Annotated in this window: 21 protein-coding genes; 20 read left to right on the top strand and 1 reads right to left on the bottom strand. The window is 49.8% G+C overall.

What is annotated here, in order from left to right; translation table 11 throughout:
* Positions 1 to 2: 2 nt before the first annotated feature.
* The 11 genes from PHS46_00705 to PHS46_00655 all read left to right on the top strand — a co-directional run bounded on the left by PHS46_00705 (position 3) and on the right by PHS46_00655 (position 9,847).
* A complete protein-coding gene (locus PHS46_00705) occupies positions 3 to 233 on the top strand; it encodes an ATP synthase F0 subunit C (protein MDD3905033.1) in 231 nt (76 codons plus the stop codon).
* Positions 234 to 294: 61 nt separating this feature from the next.
* Positions 295 to 789 (top strand): F0F1 ATP synthase subunit B, encoded by a 495-nt coding sequence (atpF, locus tag PHS46_00700; protein ID MDD3905032.1) that lies wholly within the window; start codon positions 295 to 297, stop codon positions 787 to 789.
* A complete protein-coding gene (gene atpH, locus PHS46_00695; protein MDD3905031.1) occupies positions 790 to 1,371 on the top strand; it encodes an ATP synthase F1 subunit delta in 582 nt (193 codons plus the stop codon).
* Positions 1,361 to 2,881 carry a F0F1 ATP synthase subunit alpha gene (atpA, locus tag PHS46_00690; GenBank protein ID MDD3905030.1) on the top strand — a complete coding sequence of 507 codons (1,521 nt, stop codon included), beginning with the start codon at positions 1,361 to 1,363 and terminating at the stop codon, positions 2,879 to 2,881. Before atpH ends, atpA begins: the two co-directional genes overlap by 11 nt.
* Positions 2,878 to 3,729, top strand: coding sequence for an ATP synthase F1 subunit gamma (gene atpG / locus PHS46_00685; GenBank protein ID MDD3905029.1), 852 nt, complete (start codon positions 2,878 to 2,880; stop codon positions 3,727 to 3,729). Before atpA ends, atpG begins: the two co-directional genes overlap by 4 nt.
* A gap of 4 nt (positions 3,730 to 3,733) precedes the next feature.
* Positions 3,734 to 5,143, top strand: coding sequence for a F0F1 ATP synthase subunit beta (gene atpD / locus PHS46_00680; GenBank protein MDD3905028.1), 1,410 nt, complete (start codon positions 3,734 to 3,736; stop codon positions 5,141 to 5,143).
* A 3-nt stretch (positions 5,144 to 5,146) separates the two neighbouring features.
* Positions 5,147 to 5,416 (top strand): hypothetical protein, encoded by a 270-nt coding sequence (locus tag PHS46_00675; GenBank protein ID MDD3905027.1) that lies wholly within the window; start codon positions 5,147 to 5,149, stop codon positions 5,414 to 5,416.
* A gap of 136 nt (positions 5,417 to 5,552) precedes the next feature.
* Entirely contained in the window at positions 5,553 to 5,990 is a 438-nt protein-coding gene (locus PHS46_00670) for a DUF296 domain-containing protein (GenBank protein MDD3905026.1), read from the top strand.
* A complete protein-coding gene (locus PHS46_00665) occupies positions 5,987 to 6,724 on the top strand; it encodes an HAD family phosphatase (GenBank protein ID MDD3905025.1) in 738 nt (245 codons plus the stop codon). Before PHS46_00670 ends, PHS46_00665 begins: the two co-directional genes overlap by 4 nt.
* Positions 6,721 to 8,508 (top strand): YgiQ family radical SAM protein, encoded by a 1,788-nt coding sequence (locus tag PHS46_00660; protein ID MDD3905024.1) that lies wholly within the window; start codon positions 6,721 to 6,723, stop codon positions 8,506 to 8,508. The genes PHS46_00665 and PHS46_00660 overlap by 4 nt, the downstream gene beginning before the upstream one ends.
* Before the next feature lie 73 nt (positions 8,509 to 8,581).
* Entirely contained in the window at positions 8,582 to 9,847 is a 1,266-nt protein-coding gene (locus PHS46_00655; protein ID MDD3905023.1) for a radical SAM protein, read from the top strand.
* On the opposite strand, the gene PHS46_00650 is transcribed toward PHS46_00655, so the two are convergent.
* Positions 9,844 to 11,718 carry a DEAD/DEAH box helicase gene (locus tag PHS46_00650; GenBank protein MDD3905022.1) on the bottom strand — a complete coding sequence of 625 codons (1,875 nt, stop codon included), beginning with the start codon at positions 11,716 to 11,718 and terminating at the stop codon, positions 9,844 to 9,846. The genes PHS46_00655 and PHS46_00650 overlap by 4 nt on opposite strands.
* A gap of 80 nt (positions 11,719 to 11,798) precedes the next feature.
* Here PHS46_00650 and PHS46_00645 point away from each other — a divergent pair, with 80 nt between their 5' ends.
* Genes PHS46_00645 through PHS46_00605 form a run of 9 tightly spaced genes read left to right on the top strand, consistent with a single transcriptional unit; the run spans position 11,799 to position 19,277 of the window.
* Positions 11,799 to 12,890 carry an ATP-dependent 6-phosphofructokinase gene (locus PHS46_00645; GenBank protein ID MDD3905021.1) on the top strand — a complete coding sequence of 364 codons (1,092 nt, stop codon included), beginning with the start codon at positions 11,799 to 11,801 and terminating at the stop codon, positions 12,888 to 12,890.
* A gap of 17 nt (positions 12,891 to 12,907) precedes the next feature.
* Positions 12,908 to 13,387 carry a ferritin family protein gene (locus PHS46_00640; protein ID MDD3905020.1) on the top strand — a complete coding sequence of 160 codons (480 nt, stop codon included), beginning with the start codon at positions 12,908 to 12,910 and terminating at the stop codon, positions 13,385 to 13,387.
* A complete protein-coding gene (locus PHS46_00635) occupies positions 13,377 to 13,793 on the top strand; it encodes a hypothetical protein (protein ID MDD3905019.1) in 417 nt (138 codons plus the stop codon). The genes PHS46_00640 and PHS46_00635 overlap by 11 nt, the downstream gene beginning before the upstream one ends.
* 11 nt (positions 13,794 to 13,804) lie before the next feature.
* A complete protein-coding gene (locus tag PHS46_00630) occupies positions 13,805 to 14,191 on the top strand; it encodes a response regulator (protein MDD3905018.1) in 387 nt (128 codons plus the stop codon).
* 53 nt (positions 14,192 to 14,244) lie between these two features.
* The gene (locus PHS46_00625; GenBank protein MDD3905017.1) at positions 14,245 to 15,054 is read left to right on the top strand and encodes a hypothetical protein; all 810 of its coding nucleotides are present in this window, start codon (positions 14,245 to 14,247) and stop codon (positions 15,052 to 15,054) included.
* Positions 15,055 to 15,070: 16 nt separating this feature from the next.
* Complete coding sequence (locus PHS46_00620; protein ID MDD3905016.1) at positions 15,071 to 16,234, top strand: HEAT repeat domain-containing protein; 1,164 nt, start codon at positions 15,071 to 15,073, stop codon at positions 16,232 to 16,234.
* Positions 16,235 to 16,237: 3 nt separating this feature from the next.
* Positions 16,238 to 17,656 carry a glycosyltransferase gene (locus tag PHS46_00615; protein MDD3905015.1) on the top strand — a complete coding sequence of 473 codons (1,419 nt, stop codon included), beginning with the start codon at positions 16,238 to 16,240 and terminating at the stop codon, positions 17,654 to 17,656.
* Positions 17,657 to 17,670: 14 nt separating this feature from the next.
* Complete coding sequence (locus PHS46_00610) at positions 17,671 to 19,062, top strand: TrpB-like pyridoxal phosphate-dependent enzyme (protein ID MDD3905014.1); 1,392 nt, start codon at positions 17,671 to 17,673, stop codon at positions 19,060 to 19,062.
* On the top strand, positions 19,059 to 19,277 hold the full coding sequence (locus tag PHS46_00605; GenBank protein ID MDD3905013.1) for a DUF167 domain-containing protein: 219 nt from the start codon (positions 19,059 to 19,061) through the stop codon (positions 19,275 to 19,277). The genes PHS46_00610 and PHS46_00605 overlap by 4 nt, the downstream gene beginning before the upstream one ends.
* Positions 19,278 to 19,287: the final 10 nt, after the last annotated feature.

The following is a 19,287-nucleotide window of genomic DNA, read 5'->3' as shown; positions in this document are numbered from 1 at the left end:
TGATGGATTATAAAACGATGCTTTCATTAGGGCTCCCGCTTGGGCTGGGTATAGCCGCGTTCGGATCCGCGTTCGGTTTGGGCAAGGCGGTTGCCGCGGCGATGGATGCCACCGGCAGACAGCCGGAAGCCGCTACGAAGATACTTATAAATATGGCGGTTGGATGCGCGTTCATTGAAGCGCTGACCATCTACGCGCTCGTCTTCGTATTCGGATTATCCGGAAAGATCTAACCTGACCGGATTCAACCTACGCGGTAACCGCGTAGGTTACCGCGTAGGTTGAAGGGTTTTTATGGAATTACTCAAACTATTAAGCGCAAATGAACTTGTCGCGCAGATAATAACGTTTCTCATCCTGCTTTTTTTGATGAAACGTTTCGCGTGGAAGCCATTTCTTAAAACGCTTGACGATCGCAAAGAACGCATCGCCTCCGAACTTAAAACTATCGACGAGGTGAAGGCCGCGGCCGATAGGATGAAGCGCGATTACGAGACAAGGATATTCTCTATCGAGGCCGAAGCAAGGTTGCGGATAAACGCGGCCATAGAAGAGGGCCGGAAAGCGGCCGAAAAGATACGCGTGGACGCCAGGGAAGAGGGTGAGGCGATACTGGCTAAGGCGAAAGAGTCGATCAAAGCCGAGACCGCGAAGGCGGAGGAAATGTTAAAAGACAAGATCGTGAATATCACCGTTGACATCGCCGCGAAGGTTATACAGGAGAAATTGACCGTTGAGGACGACAAGCGGATAGTTGAGACATTCATAAAACAGATGGAGAAGCGTTAAGTGGACGGCGACATACTGGCAAAAAGATACGGCGACGCGTTTCTTGCATTCGCAAAAGACGGGTGCGGTGTAAAAAAGGGCGTGGAGGACATGGAGATCGTCAATAGATTACTCGCCGCGAATCCCGACCTCGAAAGATTCCTGCTGACGCCAGGGATCGATCGGAACGAAAAATTTCAGCTTTTGGAAAACGTAACGAGAAACGGCCTTTCCGGGGAGATTGGTTATTTCCTGAGGCTTCTTTTAGAAAAGAGCCGGTTCGATAAATTCGGCTTTATAGCCAACTATGTGCGGAGGACTTATTCGCACGGCATAGAAGTTGATGCACTGCTTAAGGTCAGCTATCCTCTCGAAACAGATATGATACGTCAGATAAAAACCGTCGTAGAAGAGAAGATGCATAAAAAATTACACATGTATATAGAACTCGACCCTGATATATTGGGCGGTATTTACTTAAAAATCGGAAATATGCTGATTGACGGCTCGATAAAAAGACGGCTTGAGGATATGAGGGCAAAACTACTGGCGATGAAAGTGGTGCCTGCCCATGACAATTTAGGGGAGGCTTATGGCGCTTAGACCTGAAGAAGTAACCGCGATTATAAAAAAAGAACTCGATAAGTACAAGACCCGCTTGCGTGTAGAATCGGTCGGCACCGTCCTGCAGATAGGCGACGGGATAGCGCTGGTATACGGGCTGGATGACGCGATGGTGGGCGAGCTCGTCCAATTCCCGGGCAATATCATGGGGATGGTTTTAAACCTCGAAGAAGATAAAGTTGGTATTGTTATATTGGGCTCCGAAAAGGCGATACGCGAAGGAGACACGGTAAAGCGAACGGGTAAGATAGTACAAGTGCCGGTCGGTTCGGCGCTTCTCGGCAGGGTTGTAAATGCGCTCGGCGAGCCTATCGACGGGAAAGGCCCCGTCGCTACGAATAAACACAGGCCGATAGAAAGCCCGGCGCCGGGGATAGTAGATCGCCAGCCGGTTAATACACCGCTCCAGACAGGCATAAAAGCCGTCGATTCCATGATACCGATAGGCCGGGGACAGCGCGAGCTCGTCATAGCCGACAGGCAGACGGGCAAAACCGCCATAGCGGTCGATACCATTATAAATCAAAAAGGCAAAGGCGTATATTGCATCTATGTGGCTATCGGGCAAAAAATGTCGAATATCGTCGCCATAAGCGAAACCCTGGAAAAATACGGCGCCAAAGAATACACGGTCATAGTGAGCGCTTCTTCGCGCGCCGCCGCGTCGTTGCAATATATCGCACCTTATTCTGGATGCGCCATAGCCGAGGAGTTCATGTATAGCGGCAAGGACGTATATGTGGTCTACGACGATCTTTCCAAACACGCCCAGGCATACCGGCAGTTGTCGCTTCTTCTGCGCAGGCCGCCCGGCAGGGAAGCTTATCCGGGCGACATATTTTATCTGCATTCGCGCCTTCTTGAGCGTTCCGCAAAATTGACAGACAAGCTCGGCGGCGGATCTATAACGGCCATACCTATTATAGAAACGCAGGCGGGAGATCTTACTGGATACATACCAACTAACCTCATCTCTATCACTGACGGGCAGATATATCTGGAGAGCGATCTTTTCTATGCAGGCGTCCGTCCGGCAATCAATGTAGGCCTTTCGGTATCGAGGGTTGGCGGCAAAGCCCAGACAAAGGCGATGAAGCAGGTAGCCGGCCGCCTCAGGATAGACTTGGCGCAGTACAGGGAGCTTGTTACATTCACGCAGTTCGGAACCGAGCTGGATAAGGCGACGCAGGCACAGCTTACGCGCGGCGAGCGCATGGTCGAGATACTGAAACAACCTCAATACTCACCGCTTCCGATGGCCAAGCAGGTAATGATAATTTACACCGGAACAAACGGCTACCTCGACGATCTGCCGATCGCAAGTATGCTGAAGTTCGAGGCGGAGTTTTATGCTTACATGGACAAGAATTATCCCGAGATAGAGATCGAGATAGAGGCTAAGGGTACTCTCGATGATTCTATAAAAACACGGCTCAACACAGCCATAGCGGCATTTAAGTCGGAGTTTAAACAGACGTATAAAATATGATACAAGGTTTCCGTCAGCTAAAGAACAGGATAAAGTCGATAGAGAATACGCGTAAAATAACCCGCGCGATGGAGATGGTGTCGGCGGCGAAGCTGAATAAAGTTAAAGGCGCTTTCTTTTCGGGCAGGCCATATCTTTCGAACCTGGAGCGAACGCTATTTAATTTTATCTCCGATACTGCACCCGAACATCCGTTGTTAGAGGAGCGCAAAGAAAAACGCGCGATAGCTCTGATGGTTATAGCTTCCGATACGGGCCTGTGCAGTACCTATAACAATAATATTTTGCGCGCCGCCAAGGAATTTGCCGATAAATGCGGAAAAGAGCGAGTCGTTATAATACCCGTCGGTAAAGAAGCCTTCGTGCATTTTAAAAAGGAAGGATACCGCATAGCGCATCCTTACATCGGCATTCGCGGAAGGTTCTCGGAAGAGATAGCCCTGGATATGACCACTACGCTTACAAGCTCGTTTTTAACGCATGAGGCCGATGAGATATTCATAACCTATACGCGATTCAGCCCCAACCTGCGCCATAAGCCGACAGTAGAAAAATTTTTAGCTATAACGCGGGATGAGGCGAAGCGAAAATTTTATTTACTGGAGCCCGGTAAAAAAGAGATACTGGAAGATCTTATAGCAAGATATCTTTCCGCCAAGGTACGGGCAATTCTTTTGGACGCGCTTACATCGGAGCACTCGGCGCGTATGCTGGCGATGAAGCTGGCCACTGATAATGCCGACGAGCTCATAGATACATTGACGCTCCAAAAAAACAAGGCGAGGCAGTTCGCGATCACAAAAGAGGTTCTGGAGATCGCTATGTCCGCAGAGGCACTGAGAGGTTAAAAAAATGGCAGACGGTAAAATATTACAGGTAATAGGCCCGGTAGTCGATATCAGATTCCCTGAGGGTGAGGTGCCGGAGATACTCAACGCGATAAAGATATTAGATAAAGAACATAATATCGATCTCATGCTGGAGGTCGAGCAATTGATAGGTAATAACACCGCCCGGTGCATGGCGCTCGGGGTTACGGACGGCTTGGTCAGAGGAATGAAAGCGACCGACCTCGGTTCGCCGATAAGCGTACCGGTAGGCGAACAAACTCTGGGACGCATATTCAACCTTCTGGGCGAGCCAATCGACGGAAAAGGCCCTGTAAGCGATCCCAAGAAACGGACATCGATACACAAGAATCCGCCTTCATTCGAAGAGCAGGTTCCTGTTAATACGATGCTCGAAACGGGCTTAAAGGTTATAGACCTTCTTGCGCCGTATCCGAAAGGTGGTAAAATCGGGCTATTCGGCGGCGCCGGTGTAGGCAAGACGGTTATAGTTATGGAGCTCATACGCACCATAGCCGCGGAACACGGCGGTGTATCGGTATTCGGCGGTGTGGGCGAGAGGACGAGGGAAGGTAACGAGCTTTATCTTGAACTGACGGAATCTGGCGTTATAAAGAAGACGGCTCTTGTATTTGGCGAGATGAACGAGTCTCCGGGCGCCCGATTCCGCGTCGGACTCTCGGCGCTTACGATGGCGGAGTATTTCAGGGATGAGCAGGGGATGGACGTACTACTCTTCATCGACAATATATTCAGGTTCGTGCAGGCAGGCTCGGAGGTCTCGACGCTACTCGGCAGGATGCCGTCCGCGGTCGGCTATCAGCCGTCACTCGGTACCGAGATGGCGCAGTTGCAGGAACGCATAGTCTCGACGAAACGCGGCTCGATAACGAGCGTCCAGGCGATCTATGTTCCCGCCGACGATATAACAGATCCGGCTCCGGCTACGACATTCCAGCACCTCGATGCCAAGATGGTCCTGTCGCGTCAGATATCGGAGCTCGGCATATATCCTGCCGTCGACCCCCTCGACTCGACCTCGCGCATAATGGAACCGAAGATACTGGGCGAAGAACACTACAATACCGCCATCGGCGTCCAGAAGGTACTGCAGAGATATAAGGATCTGCGCGACATCATCGCGATCTTAGGAATAGATGAGCTCTCCGACGAGGATAAGCTCATCGTCGCCCGGGCCCGCAAGATACAGCGGTTCCTCTCTCAACCGTTCTTTGTCGCCGAGCAATTCACCGGCATTAAAGGCAAATATGTAAAACTCTCCGACACGATACGCGGGTTCAAGATGATACTGGCCGGCTCCCTCGATCATATGCCTGAGCAGGCATTCTTCATGGTTGGTACGATCGAAGAGGCGATGGAAAAGGGTGAAAAGATATTAAAAGGGGATGCGTAGCTAATGGCCGCGCTCTTCCGTTTGAGCATAGTTCTGCCGGCAAAAAGCGTTTTTGAGGGCGACGTCTCGGCGCTTACTATTCCCGCGGAGCTTGGCTACATGGGAATACTGGCGCATCATGCGCCGATCATCGCGCGGCTTGCGCCCGGTAAAATACGCCTGCGCGACTCATTCGGGAAAGAGTCGGAGATGACCTCAGTCGGCCGCGGCTTTCTCGAATTCTCCGATAACCGCGCCACGCTAATGATAGACTCGCTCGAGCAACCCGCTTGAAAATTAAGTCATACAGCGTCATTGCGAGAAGGCGCTGAAAGCGCCGACGAAGCAATCTAAAAACAGAGCGCGAAGCCTCCCCGCAAGGGGGTTGCTTCGCTTCGCTCGCAATTACAGATTAAGATAAAGGAGCGCCATGGAATATACTACCGGTAAGATAGGCAGGGTATTTTTACTTAAGTTCAAAGACGACGACGTCCTCATCGATGAACTCGACAAGTTTGCCAGAAAAGAAAAACTTAAAGCCGCCTCGTTTGTATTCCTGGGCGCGTTCAAAAAAGGAGATATCGTAACCGGCCCGAAAAAACCGGTCATACCGCCCGAACCGAACTGGGTTGCGTTCAAAGACGCCTGGGAGGTTATGGGCATCGGAACGATATTCGCGAACCGGTCCGGCCCGCAGATACACGTCCATACGTCAATGGGCAAGAAACTCAAAACCCTTACAGGTTGTGTCCGCAAAAAATCCAAAGTATTTCTTGTGGTCGAAGCGATTGTATTTGAATTGAAAGGTGTAAACGCTACCAAAGAGATCGACCCAAAAGCTGGGTTGAACCTGCTAAAAATATTATGATGAAATACAAGCTCATTATACTCGACATCGACGGGACGATAACGACCCATATAAGCTCGTGGCGCTACATACACGAAAAACTGGGGTTATGGGAGAAGCGCGCGTTCCAGTATCAGGAGAAGTTCTTCGCGGGCAAGATAAGCTACCGCAGATTCTGTGAACTTGACGCCGCGCATTGGAAGGGGATGCAGGAGGAGAGGATACGCAGGATTTTTGACAAAGTTAGTTATTCCAAGAACGCCACATCCTGTATTCGACGCATGAAGAAGGCGGGCCTTAAACTCGTCGCCATATCGACTGGCCTGCAATTCATGCCCGAACGTATAATGAAGGAACTGAAATTCGACTATGCGTTGTCTAATCGTCTCATCTCCCGCCGTGGTATTCTGACGGGTGGAGTTAAAATAAATATCGCCCATGGCGCGAAGCACAAGATACTTAAAAGTCTCTTCCGGCGCTTCCGCGTCAAGCCGCATGAAGTAATATGTGTCGGCGATAGCGAGGGCGACATACCGCTCGCGAAGATATGCGGCTATTCGATCGCGTTTAACTCCTCATGCAGGGAACTATCGAAGATATCGGATTATAATTGCAGGACCAGGGACTTCAGGGAAGTTTACAGACAAATCTGCTATATTCTTCGAGCGAGGCCTGACGCCGAAGGCGGCAGGCCGAGTCGAGAAGTTCTCGACTCGCTCACTTCGTTCGCTCGCTCGAACAATAATACATTATGAACAATAAATTTTTACCCATAACTCTGGATGAAGTGCGCTCACGCGGATGGGATTCACTCGATATCATCATTGTTACGGGCGATGCCTATGTGGATCACCCGTCTTTCGGCGCGGCGGTGATAGGGCGCGTCCTTGAGGATGCCGGATACAGAGTCGGCATCATTCCTCAGCCAAACTGGAAGAAGCTCGATGATTTTAAAACCCTTGGACGGCCCAGGCTCTTCTTCGGCGTAACCGCCGGCAATCTCGATTCGATGCTCGCCAACTATACCGCCAATAGGAATCTGCGGCGCGAAGACGAATATTCGCCCGGCGGGAAGACAGGCCTTCGCCCCGACAGGGCGACGATAATTTATACGAACCGCATAAAAGAGGCTTTCCCCGGAGTCCCGGTAGTCATAGGCGGCGTCGAGGCGAGCCTACGGCGGCTGGCGCATTACGACTACTGGTCGGACAAGGTGCGCAAATCGATCCTGCTCGACTCCAAAGCGGATATTCTTGTGTACGGCATGGGGGAGAAACCGATAACCGAGATAGCCGGCCGCCTGAAAGAGGGCGCGGATATTAAAAATTTTGATGATATAAGAGGCACTGTCATCGCCCGCTCGAATTTAGACGGTATCGGCGGCCACGTCATAATCCCGAACTTCGAAGATGTCTCGAAGAGTAAAAATAAATTCAATGAGGCGTTTAAAACGATATATCTCGAAGCCGACCCGCGGAGGGGGCAGACAATCGTCCAGCCTCACGACGGCAGATTCGTGATACAGTTGCCTCCTGCGTTGCCCTTTACCGCCGACGAGCTCGACCGGATATATCTTTTGAATTACGCGAGGCAGTGGCATCCCGAATACAATAAAGAGGGCGGCGTGCCGGGCTTTGAAACGGTGCGTTTTTCCATCGCATCGCATCGCGGATGTTCCGGCGGGTGCAGTTTCTGCTCACTTTACCTGCATCAGGGCAGGATCGTGCAATCGCGCAAGCCCGAGTCGATAATAAAAGAGGCTAAGTCTTTGAGCGAGCGCTCCGATTTTAAAGGAACTATCACCGATATAGGCGGGCCAACGGCCAATATGTTTCTCGCCGATTGCAAAGAATGGGGTACCAGGGGCGCCTGCAAGGCAAAGCAGTGCCTCACGCCTGAAAAATGTAAAAACTTCAGGATCGACTACGACTCGACGGTGCGGATGTGGAGAAATATCCGTCAATTACCGAAAGTAAAGCACCTGTTTATAGGAAGCGGCCTGCGTTATGACCTTTTGGCGGACGATAAGGCTATCGGATACCTGCGGGAGTTGTGCCGTCACCATATAAGCGGACGGCTTAAAGTAGCCCCCGAACACACCGAGGAGCGTATTCTTAAGCTTATGAACAAGCCATCTTTCGATATTTACGAGAGATTCCTGGAAAAATTTCATGCCGCGGATCGCGAGGCGGGCAAAAAACAATTTATAGTAAACTATATAATCAGCGGCCATCCGGGTTGTACGCTCGCCGACGCGCTCGAACTTTCGCTTCACATGATGAAGATGTACATACATCCCGAGCAGATACAGGATTTCGTGCCGCTTCCTATGACGATGTCGGGTGCGATGTATTACACTGAAAAGAACCCCATGACGGGTGAAGACATATATGTGGCAAAAGGTTTGCGCGAACGAAAATTGCACCGGGCGCTTATCCAGTATAATAACCCTGACAACAGGCGCTACGTCATCGAAGCTCTGCGAAAATTGGGCAGGATGGATTTGATCGGGAAATTTTTGTCGAAAAAGATACGGTAATGAATAAAGGTAACCGAATGACCTCGGAGGTCGCTTAAAAGCGACCTCCGAGGTCGACAGGTAAAGAATTAATATGAAAAATAATACACCCCGACTTCTTATCGCTGACCGAAAGGGAAAGATATTCACACATCCCGATCTTGAGGCGTGCGGCATGAAAGCGGGGCGATTTGAAACAATAGACGGAGGCTCCTTGATAAAGATACCCGCAGGGAGCCAGCTCTTCGCGTTACCCGACAGAAGGCCCGTAGGATTCGATCGCAGAGCAAATTGTTTCACGACACTGCCGGACGCTCAGGCCGTGGCGGCGTTTGCCGCGCCCGGGCACACGCTCACTCACAGCGTTTCTTTTGTCGAACACGGTAGTCCTAAGCCTCTACCGCTATTTTCCTATGGAGCGGCGGCGTTCTACAAAGGCAATATCTACGTCGCGGCGATAAAGGTGGATACGGACAAGCGGCATGACTCTACGCTTATTGATATCTCCCGGGTGAGGAAAAATATAAAACTTTTCGGAAAACTATTCCCCGGAAACCGCCTCATAAGCCATCTCGCCCAATGCGCCACTGTTTACGGATGTCCCAACGCGCAAAACTTTTTTCTTTCACGTTATGAAGCGCCGCTTCCCGTATCGCCATTATGCAACGCGTCCTGCGCAGGATGCATCTCTTATCAGGCGGGGAAGATAGGATGCAGTCAACCGCGGATAAAATTCGTACCAAAGCCCGACGAAGTCGCCGGCATCGCTCTTTACCACATCGCTAAAGCAAAAGATCCTATAGTAAGTTTCGGACAGGGCTGTGAAGGGGAGCCGCTTCTCCAGGCGAAACTAATAGAAGAGTCGATAAAGCTCATAAGAAGCAAAACACATCGCGGAATTATAAACCTGAATACAAACGGTAGTAAGCCCGAAGTTGTGTCGCGATTATTCGACGCCGGCCTCAATACGATACGCGTGAGCCTGAATAGCGCCCGGGAAGATTACTATTTAAAATATTACCGGCCGCGGGGGTATTCATTCAAAGACGTTATGAAGTCGATAGCCTGCGCTAAATCACGTGGCGGCTTTGTGTCGATAAACTATCTGACATTGCCGGGGTTTACGGATCTTCGGAGCGAAGTTGCGGCGTTGGAGCGCCTGATAGCAAAACGCGGCATAGATATGATCCAGTGGAGAAATTTGAATTACGATCCTGTGTTGTATTTTAAGTTACTGGGTATACAGCCACCGGATATGTCAGAATTTGCAGGTATTGCGGAAGAGATGGTGTATCTTAGAAGAAGATTTCCGAAACTTCGAATGGGATATTTCAATCCGAAAAAAATCGCTTGCGCCTAACCTTCCCTTAACTGCTTCTCCGCGTCGATGATACCGCGGTTTATCGTGCGGACGGTCGTTTTTATCTTTCCGGCCAAGATGGGGGAGATAGGAGCGTCGCTTATCTCGCGCAGTATCTGTATCGCCATTCTGAAATAGCGTATGACCTCGCCCTCGTCGGTATCGGTAAGGTCGAGTATCTTTTCGAACTTCATCCCGTGCATCCAGCCTTCCATCGCCTTCGCCAGGTTAAAGTGCGGCGCCTTGCAGTAGGGGTGTATGCCTGCGCGCGATTCCTTCTTCACGAGTTTTTCGTGCATGCTCGTCGAGATCGCCTTAAGATATTGACTGGGTTTCGATAACCCGATGACCACCTGCCCTTTGCGCGGCTCGAAGACCGTAGATACGGCGAGTATGGCGAGTCCTATTTCGTCGAGATTCTCGAATACGCCGTCGTCGTAAAGCTCCGCCAACAGAAGCTCATATCCATACACCGCTTTCGCGAACTCACCTTTCGGCGTGAGCTTTCCTCCGGAAATATGTTCGAGTTCTTTAAGAAGGTTCAGTTTAGATTCCATCATACGCCGCGCTATCCGCTGTTCATTTGCTTTGGTCTGGAAGTAATGCAGGGACATCGGGTAGATATTAAAAAGCTCGTCTTTGTAACGGGAATAAAGATTGAGCATCGTCGCGTACGAGGCGTTGAACTGGCTATTGACGTTCTCCGGGCTACCGTAGATGGTACGCTTCACTTCTTCGAATCGCACCCTGTTAAAGTTTATACGGCTATAGACAAAGCCCTCCGTATCGATTCCGCGCCTTCCGGCGCGGCCGGCCATCTGATAAAAATCGCGGGTCTTGAGCGGGCGGGTGTAGCTTCCGTAAAATTTCATAAGCTCATCGAATACGACCGACCTGCTCGGCATATTTATCCCGAGCGCGAATGTCTCGGTGGTGAATATTACCTTCAAAAGCCTGCTGGTAAATAAACGCTCTATGACTTCTTTCAGGGTGGGGAGCATGCCAGCGTGATGGAAGCCCACGCCGCGTTCGATGAGAGGCCGCATGTCGAGCGCGCTCTTTTCGCAAGTTAAGTCGAACCTCTCGCAGAGGTTCTCGTAGAGGGCGAGTATCTCTGCCGACTGCTTCTTATCGAGGAAATGGCAGTCGTAAAGTTCCGAGGCTAAGTATTCGGCGCGTTTGCGGCCGAAGACGAAATATATGCACGGTAACCCGTTCTTCTCCTCGATGTATTTTATGAGCGAATGTGTCCGGTTCTGTTTATAACTGCGCAGAGTTTTTAGATTATTGAGATTGTCGGATATCTTGTCGTGGCACTGGAAGAAAAAGTGTAATGGGACAGGCCGCGTATTTTCGATAACAACCTTTATCTCTTTTTTATGGATCGAACCAACCCAGTCGGCGAACTGTCTTATGTTCGGTATCGTCGCCGACAGGCAGAGGATATTCATGTGGGTGGGCAGGAATATCAGCGACTCCTCCCAGACGGTGCCGCGCTCCGGATTGTCGATATAGTGGACCTCGTCGAATATTATCCAGGAATATTTCTTTAAACTATCGGGCGCGTCGAGAACTTTATTGCGGAATATTTCGGTCGTCATTATCAGGACGGGCGCTTCGGCGTTCAGGGAGACGTCGCCGGTCAGTATGCCTATCATGTCGCCGTATTTTGCCTGGAAGTCGCGGAACTTCTGGTTCGAGAGCGCTTTTATCGGCGCGGTATATATTACGCCCTTGCCGGTCTCGATGCATGTCTCGATGACATGCTCGGCTATAGCCGTTTTACCGGCGCCTGTAGGCGCCGAGACTATTACCGAATGGCCCGCGTTTATATGCTCGATTGCTTCGTTTTGAAACCTGTCGTATATCATTGGAATTATTATATCCGAAACCCTTGCATTATCCAATATTAAATGTATAATTGTAATATTACTAACAAAAGGAAGGTCTCATGCGTAAGAGAATAGGGATATTATCCGGCGGTGGCGATTGCCCGGGCATCAACGCGGTCATAAGAGCAGTGGGCAGGAAGGCAATGCTCGAGGATGACGCTGACATCATCGGCATCGAGGACGGCTATGAAGGACTCATCGAAAATCGATATCGGCAACTGCATATCGGCGATCTCTCCGGCATATTGACGATGGGCGGGACGATACTCGGCGCATCCAAGAAAGCGAACCCTTATCGTTACGCGATACGGCAGGGCAATAAACTCGTATTTAAAGATATGTCGCGACAGGCGCTCGACAATTTAGAAAAGATGGAGCTCGATTGCCTCGTATGTATCGGTGGCGACGGTACTCTGGGGATCGCGCATAAGCTATTCAAAGACGGCGCGCCGATAATAGGCGTGCCAAAGACTATTGACAATGACATAATGGGAACTGAATTGACTTTCGGTTTCGATACCGCGGTGTGGGTGGCCACCGAGGGAATAGACCGTCTTCATACTACCGCGCAGTCGCACCATCGCGTTATGATAGTCGAGGTTATGGGGCATAACGCCGGATGGGTCGCATTGCATTCAGGAATAGCAGGCGGCGGCGACATAATATTGATACCCGAGATACCTTATACCATCGATGCTATAGCCGGCAAGGTTCGCACAAGATATAAGAGCGGCAAGAAATGCAGTATCGTAGTCGTGGCGGAAGGCGCCAAGCCGCGCGGCGGCGAGGTCGCGATCCAGCGTATCGTAAAAGATAGTCCCGACCCGATACGCTTGGGCGGGATAGGCTTCGTCCTGGGGCAACAGATCGAAAAAACAGCCGGGATAGAGACCCGCACAGTGGTCATGGGCCATCTTTTGCGCGGCGGCTCGCCTACGCCTTTCGATAGAGTTCTCGCCACACGCTTAGGTACAGGTGCCGTGGATCTGATACGCGCCCGGAAGTTCGGATTTATGCCCGGGATACTGGACGGGAAAGTAGCGATGGTTTCGCTCAAAGAAGCCGCTAAAGGCATCCGGACTGTCCCAAAGGATAGTCCTTTGATTAAATCGGCAAGATCGCTCGACACATCTTTCGGGGATAAAGCCTGATACGAGAGGATTAGTGAATGGCAAATATATTTAACGCGGCTGAAGCGATCGACATGGGAATCGAAAAAGAACGGAAGCGCCGCGATTTTTACGCCTACACAGCGGAGCAATTCAAAGAACAGGACATGAAAGACCTCTTCTCGAAACTAAAAGACTGGGAAGGGGAGCATATAGCGAAATTCTCCGAGATACGCGCCACTTTAGAAGAATCGGAGGCGACCGAATCATTCGCTGGCGAATTCGCCGCGTATGTCAGGGCAACCGTCGATGACATTTTGTATGCCCAGGTCTCTAAAGAATGGTTCGTGAAGAATATACACAACCCCATCGAGGCGATACTATGCGGGATAGTTTTCGAGAAAGACGCCATACTATTTTTTAACGAACTTCTCCGATACATGACGCCGTATCACAAAGAGAAGGTCGGGCAGTTGATCGAAGAAGAGAAGAAGCACCTCGTCTATCTAAGCGAACTTAAAACAAAATATGAAAAATAATAAGATCCCGGCGCGCATTGCAGGCGCGATATTCCTGATAATTGCCATAGCGATAATTACGGCAGGCATCTGTTCTAAAACTATTTCCGATGTTTTTCAGTTACCGCCAATGGCGGAATATATTATTACCGGCGTTATTATAATTCTATTGGCGTGTCCGGCCATATTTGTATTATTCCTCAAGTTGATCTCCGAAGTGGTTAAAAAATATATAGGTACGGTCGCGCATGACCTGAAGACGCCGCTTGCCATTACAAAGGAGAGCATCAATCTGGTGCTCGACAAAATACCTGGTCCGATAAACGAAGACCAGGCACGGATATTGACCACTGCGAAGAATAACGTAGATCGTCTGGCCGGGATGATAGATACTGCCAGGCCGGGCGCGGAAGTTAAAAAACCTTAAGGAGGAAGTCCATGGCAAAGAAGAAGGTTTTGATAGTGGATGACGAGGTAGATTTTCTTGAGATGTTAAAACTGCGGCTCGAGGCGAATAATTACGCGGTAGTCACCGCGCGCGACGGTAATGACGCCCTCGAAAAATTCAAGAAAGAGAAACCGGCGGCCGTTCTTCTCGATATATTAATGCCCGGCATGGACGGGCTCGATATTTTAAAAAAGATACGAAAGGATGATACGAAGATCCCCGTATTCATAATTACCGCCTTCTCAAATGAAGAGAGGTTCAGGGTAGCGAATAAATTCAACGCGTCAGGTTTCATTGTAAAGACGAACGATCTGCAGAAAGAGATACAGAATATAACAGCGGCTATCGGAATATCAGAGGATTTTAAAGGGAAATAAACATTAAGACGCCTCTTCAAAACAAAACAGTGTTTTTACTTCTTGCGGCGGTCATGCTTTTTCCGATACGCCCGCATGAAGTATTTGCGGCCGAACAGGCCGACATGGAGAGGGTGCTTCGTAAAATAACACCATCGCCCGTTATAGCCGAAGACATTATAGCCAAGAAAGACTCCTGGTATTTCGACTGCTTCTACGAGCCCAGCGTTATCATACAGGGGAATAGAACCGGCCGGTGGAGTGAAATAACGCATACCTTCGGATATACTCATAAGAATATTCAGGGATACTTTTCCATATCACAGCTCGACCGCATGGGGAATGACGACTATACGGCGAATTTCGGCGCCTATATAAGCCTGGAGAACTCATACATACATTTCGAGCCGGGGTTCGGTTGGGATGTCGACTATATCTACGATTTCCAGAATATCATCGAATACGGACACAAGCTTTACAAGACACTCTTCTGGCAGATGGGCTACAATTACCGCTCTTACCGCAAATCCGGGAATACGCATCTGGCCTACCCGTCACTCATCTATTATTTCGGCGATAATTACATAGGCGCAACCTGCGGCGTATCATATATCGAAGGCAGGGACAATGCCAGCTTCGGCAACATCCGCGGTAATTTTAAAATAACAGAATCCCTCAGCCTTTATGGCGGCGTCGCCTTTGGAGAGCGGCTTTACGATATATTCCCGCGCAAGTCCAATAAAGAATCGGGTTTTATTCTTTTCGGCGGCGCAACTCTTAACGTATATAAAGGTATTACGGCCCGGGTCGGTTATACTTACGGCACGGAAGCCCCGAAGTTCCAGAAACACGGCGTACATTACGGCGTGATGGCAAAATTTTAAATCTATCAGTGGAGTCATGTATAATTATCATCCGGATATAATTTTAAAGATAGATATAGGATTATTTATTGCGTCCATTATCCTGGCCGTGATAATACTCGCATACATAAGGTTGAAAGAATACGCTGACCGCGTGCGGGATAAAAATCTTATCGAAATAAAAAATAACCTTTACAAGTTCACCCTTTCAGGTAAAAGCGACATGGCCTGCTTCAACATGGCCGGCAGGTCCACCGTCCAACAGCTTCTCGATATCGAAGGCAATAGACGCCGCGAAGCGGTATTCTTTAACCGGTCGGAGCAGGAATTATTCAAGAAGTGCCTCATAGCCTCTAAGTCCGTGGGTGTGATCGAAAAAACGGCGATGCGCTCCGGTAACAAGTGGCGCCGGATCGAGGCGATAATAGCGCTCGGGCACCTCGGCACGGAAGGCGCGGAAAAAATAATCAAGAACGCGCTCTTGAGCACGGATACCGATACGCGGTATTTTTCAGCCATGGCGCTGGGGCGCATTAAAACAAAGGCCTCGGCCGGGATATTACTCGACCTGCTAAAAAAGGATCGCCTTATAAGGCGCAAGGTGGTCTCGCTACTCGAAACTTTTCCCGCCGGGGATGCGTCTGACGCGGCGATAGAGATGACCGGCGAAAAAGATCCCAACCTCAGATTCTGGATATTAAAACTTCTGGCTAAACTTAAACCCGCAAAGTACCGCAAGCAGATCGAGAAGTTACTCGACGATACCTCGGACGATGTGCGCGCCGCCGCCTGCGAGTGTCTCGGGGCGATAGGTGACAAGGCTTCAGAGCCGGCGCTGATAAAATGTCTATCCGATGACGCGTGGCTTGTCCGGATGCACTCCGTCAAAGCGCTATCCGCAATACTGGCCGACAGGTCGATCTCTATTATAATAAACTCGATAAATGACGGGTCGCTCTTTGTCCTCGAAAGCGTTAGGGACGCGATGAAAGAGCATATCCGCGCGGCCATGCCGCACATAAAAAAGATATTCGAGGGTAAAGATGATTTTGGGAAAAAGATCTGCATAGAAGCGATGGAGAGCGCGCTCATGGAAAGCGATGACCCCGGCCTGCACAGCGAAGTCATCGGTTCGTTAAGAAGCTTTGACCCTGCCGTGGCAGGCCAAATAGAGAATAGATTCAGAAAAGGGCGGCGGTAAAATATGACAAACGCATTGATGCCAAAAACAATATACGCGATATCGGTCGCCTTCTTTATATATTTCGTCATCCTTATCGCGTACTACATGTTCCTCGCTATAGTAGGATTTATCGAAGAAAGGCGGAAGAGGTGGGAAGCGGAAGCGGAAGATTATCCATTAACATACTTCTCTTCATTTACTCTGCCTGTCTCCATAATTATCCCCGCGAGGAACGAGGAAGAGTGGATCCGCGACGCCTTTCTATCTATACTTAACCTTAATTACCCTGAGTTTGAAGTAGTGGTCGTGGACGATAAATCCACCGACAGGACGATGGCTATACTCGACGAGATATTGAGCCTCCAGCCCGTCGAAACCCCTTATCTGAAGCATTTTAAGGACGGGAAAGTCATAGAAATACTAAAGAGCGCCAAACACCCGAATGTTACGGTAATAAGCAAAACGGAGGGACTGAAAAAAGCGGGCGCGGTTAACGCCGGGCTGAATATGGCACGTCATAAATACGTTTGTGTCATCGACGCTGATACCGTCCTCGAGCGCGACTCGCTCCTGAAAGTCATGGCATACGTTGAGAAGGATCCTGAGCGCGTCATAGGAATAGGCAGTTACTTCGGCCTTTCCAACGGCTTTAAGATCAAAGACGGCATAATAGAAAAACGGAGTTTTTCCCTAAACCCGCTCCTTGCATATCAGAACCTCGAGTACGTTCGTTCATTCTTCGGTAACCGTATAGCCTGGAGCGCGTTCAACGCCATGCCAAATGTCCCGGGCGGATTCGGCATATGGCGCAGAGATGTCCTTTACGATATGGGCGGATATTCTACAGACTACACCTGCGAAGACATAGAGATAACGTTCCGGGCACATGATTATATAGTTAAGAACAGAGATAAAGATTATAAAATAATCATGTTACCTTATTATGTAAGCTGGACGGAAGGCCCGGCAAATATAAAGTCGTTGCTATCTCAACGCGGCCGATGGCAGAGGGTAATAGATGAAACAGTCTGGGGATACAAATATATGCTTTTCAACCCGCGCTTCCGGGGTTTCGGGCTTATCACTATGCCGTACTATCTGCTTTACGAGGTATTAGGAGTATTTCTGGAGGTCGTAAGTATTTTATTGATCGCATGGGGTTGCCTGTCCGGAATCCTTGACGTAAAGATATTTCTGGCATTCTTCCTGCTATCGGCGGCGGCGCAGACATTTATTTCGCTCGCATCTCTATTTACGTTCATACGTAGCCAGAAAGTATTCAAACTTAACTACGTCCTTTATATGATTTTTCTGGCGTTTACCGAAATGTTTTGGTATAAATGGATAATTTCCATATCAAAAGTAACCGGGACGATCGATTTTTTGCGCAATAAAAAAACATTTGACCAGTATAAGAGAGAGAAACGGGCAATAGTTTAGCCGAGGAAGGATATATGCAAACTAAAAAGTTTTTCCTGCATGAAGATGATATGCCGAAGCAGTGGTACAACATAGCCGCCGATCTGCCCACCCCGATGCAGCCGCCCATAGGCCCCGATGGTAATCCGATAACCCCCGAGATGCTCGCGCCCGTATTCCCGGTCAACCTTATCGAGCAGGAGATGAGCCGCGAGCGCTGGATCGATATCCCGGAAGAAGTCCGGGAGTTGTTGCGCATCTGGCGGCCTACGCCGCTTATCCGCGCGACAAGGCTCGAAAAGTTCCTGAAAACACCCGCGCGGATATATTGCAAAGACGAAAGCGTAAGCCCGGCCGGCAGTCACAAACCAAATTCGGCCGTAGCGCAGGTCTGGTACAATAAAGAGTTCGGCATAAAGAAACTAACGACCGAGACCGGCGCCGGACAATGGGGGTCCGCGCTTGCGTTCGCGTCAAATCTATTAGGATTGGAATGCAAGATCTTCATGGTCAGAATAAGCTTCGACCAGAAGCCTTTCAGGAAGACGATGATGCAGGTCTGGGGCGGCAAGTGTGTAGCAAGCCCCAGCAATGAAACGAACGCCGGTAGAGATATATTGAAGAGATTGCCCGACACTCCCGGATCGCTCGGTATAGCCATAAGCGAGGCGATAGAAGAGGCTGTGTCCGATAAAACCGGCAAGACGCGTTACACATTGGGAAGCGTGTTGAACCACGTACTGCTCCACCAGACGGTGATAGGCCTGGAGGCGAAGAAACAGCTCAAGCTGGCCGGGGTAAAAAAGCCGGATATAATTATCGGCTGTGCCGGAGGCGGAAGTAATTTCGCGGGGATAGCGTTTCCTTTTATACACGATAAAATTAACGGCGAAAAGATAGAGGTGTATCCCGTCGAGTCGACGACCTGCCCAAAGATGACACGCGGGCCGTTCACGTACGACTTCGGCGACGTCGCCCGTATGACGCCGCTTTTACCGATGTACACTCTCGGACACAAGTTCATACCGCCGCCGATACACGCCGGCGGCCTTCGCTACCACGGCATGGCGCCTTTAGTAAGCCAGTGCATAGTCGAAGGGCTTGCCACACCGCGTTCATACGATCAGGTGAAGTGTTACGAAGCGGCGCTTACATGGGCGAGAACGGAAGGATCGATATGCGCTCCCGAAACGAGCCACGCGATCGCATGCGTCATAGATGAGGCGAAGAAGGCGAAGGCGGAAGGCAAAGAGAAGACCATACTTTTCAGCTACAGCGGACACGGCCTTCTCGATCTTACCGGATACGATAAATATATGTCAGGCCACCTTAAGGAACTGCACCTCTCCGAAGAGGATCTTTGCGAATCGCTCGACGCAATAAAGGAACTGCCGAAGGCAAAAAAACAAAAGTCGGGGAAGTGGTGAAAATATCGGTAAGGGTCAAGCCAAATTCCAAAAAGGCCATTGTAGAGCTTGCGGGCGATAATAAATATACTGTGCGCGTAAAAGAAAAAGCTCTCGAAGGAAGGGCAAACGAAGCTGTTGTTAAATGTTTGAGCGATTATTTTGACTTGCCAAAAAGCAGAATAGTGATAAAAATGGGATTGAAGAGCCGGGATAAGGTAGTGGAAATTATTTGACCGAGCCTTT

The organism is Candidatus Omnitrophota bacterium, from assembly GCA_028699255.1.
In the GTDB taxonomy this organism is placed as follows: Bacteria; Omnitrophota; Gorgyraeia; order 2-01-FULL-45-10; family 2-01-FULL-45-10; genus FEN-1322.
Note: the sequence above shows the minus strand (reverse complement) of the source record. Positions and strands in the feature narration are given on the sequence as shown.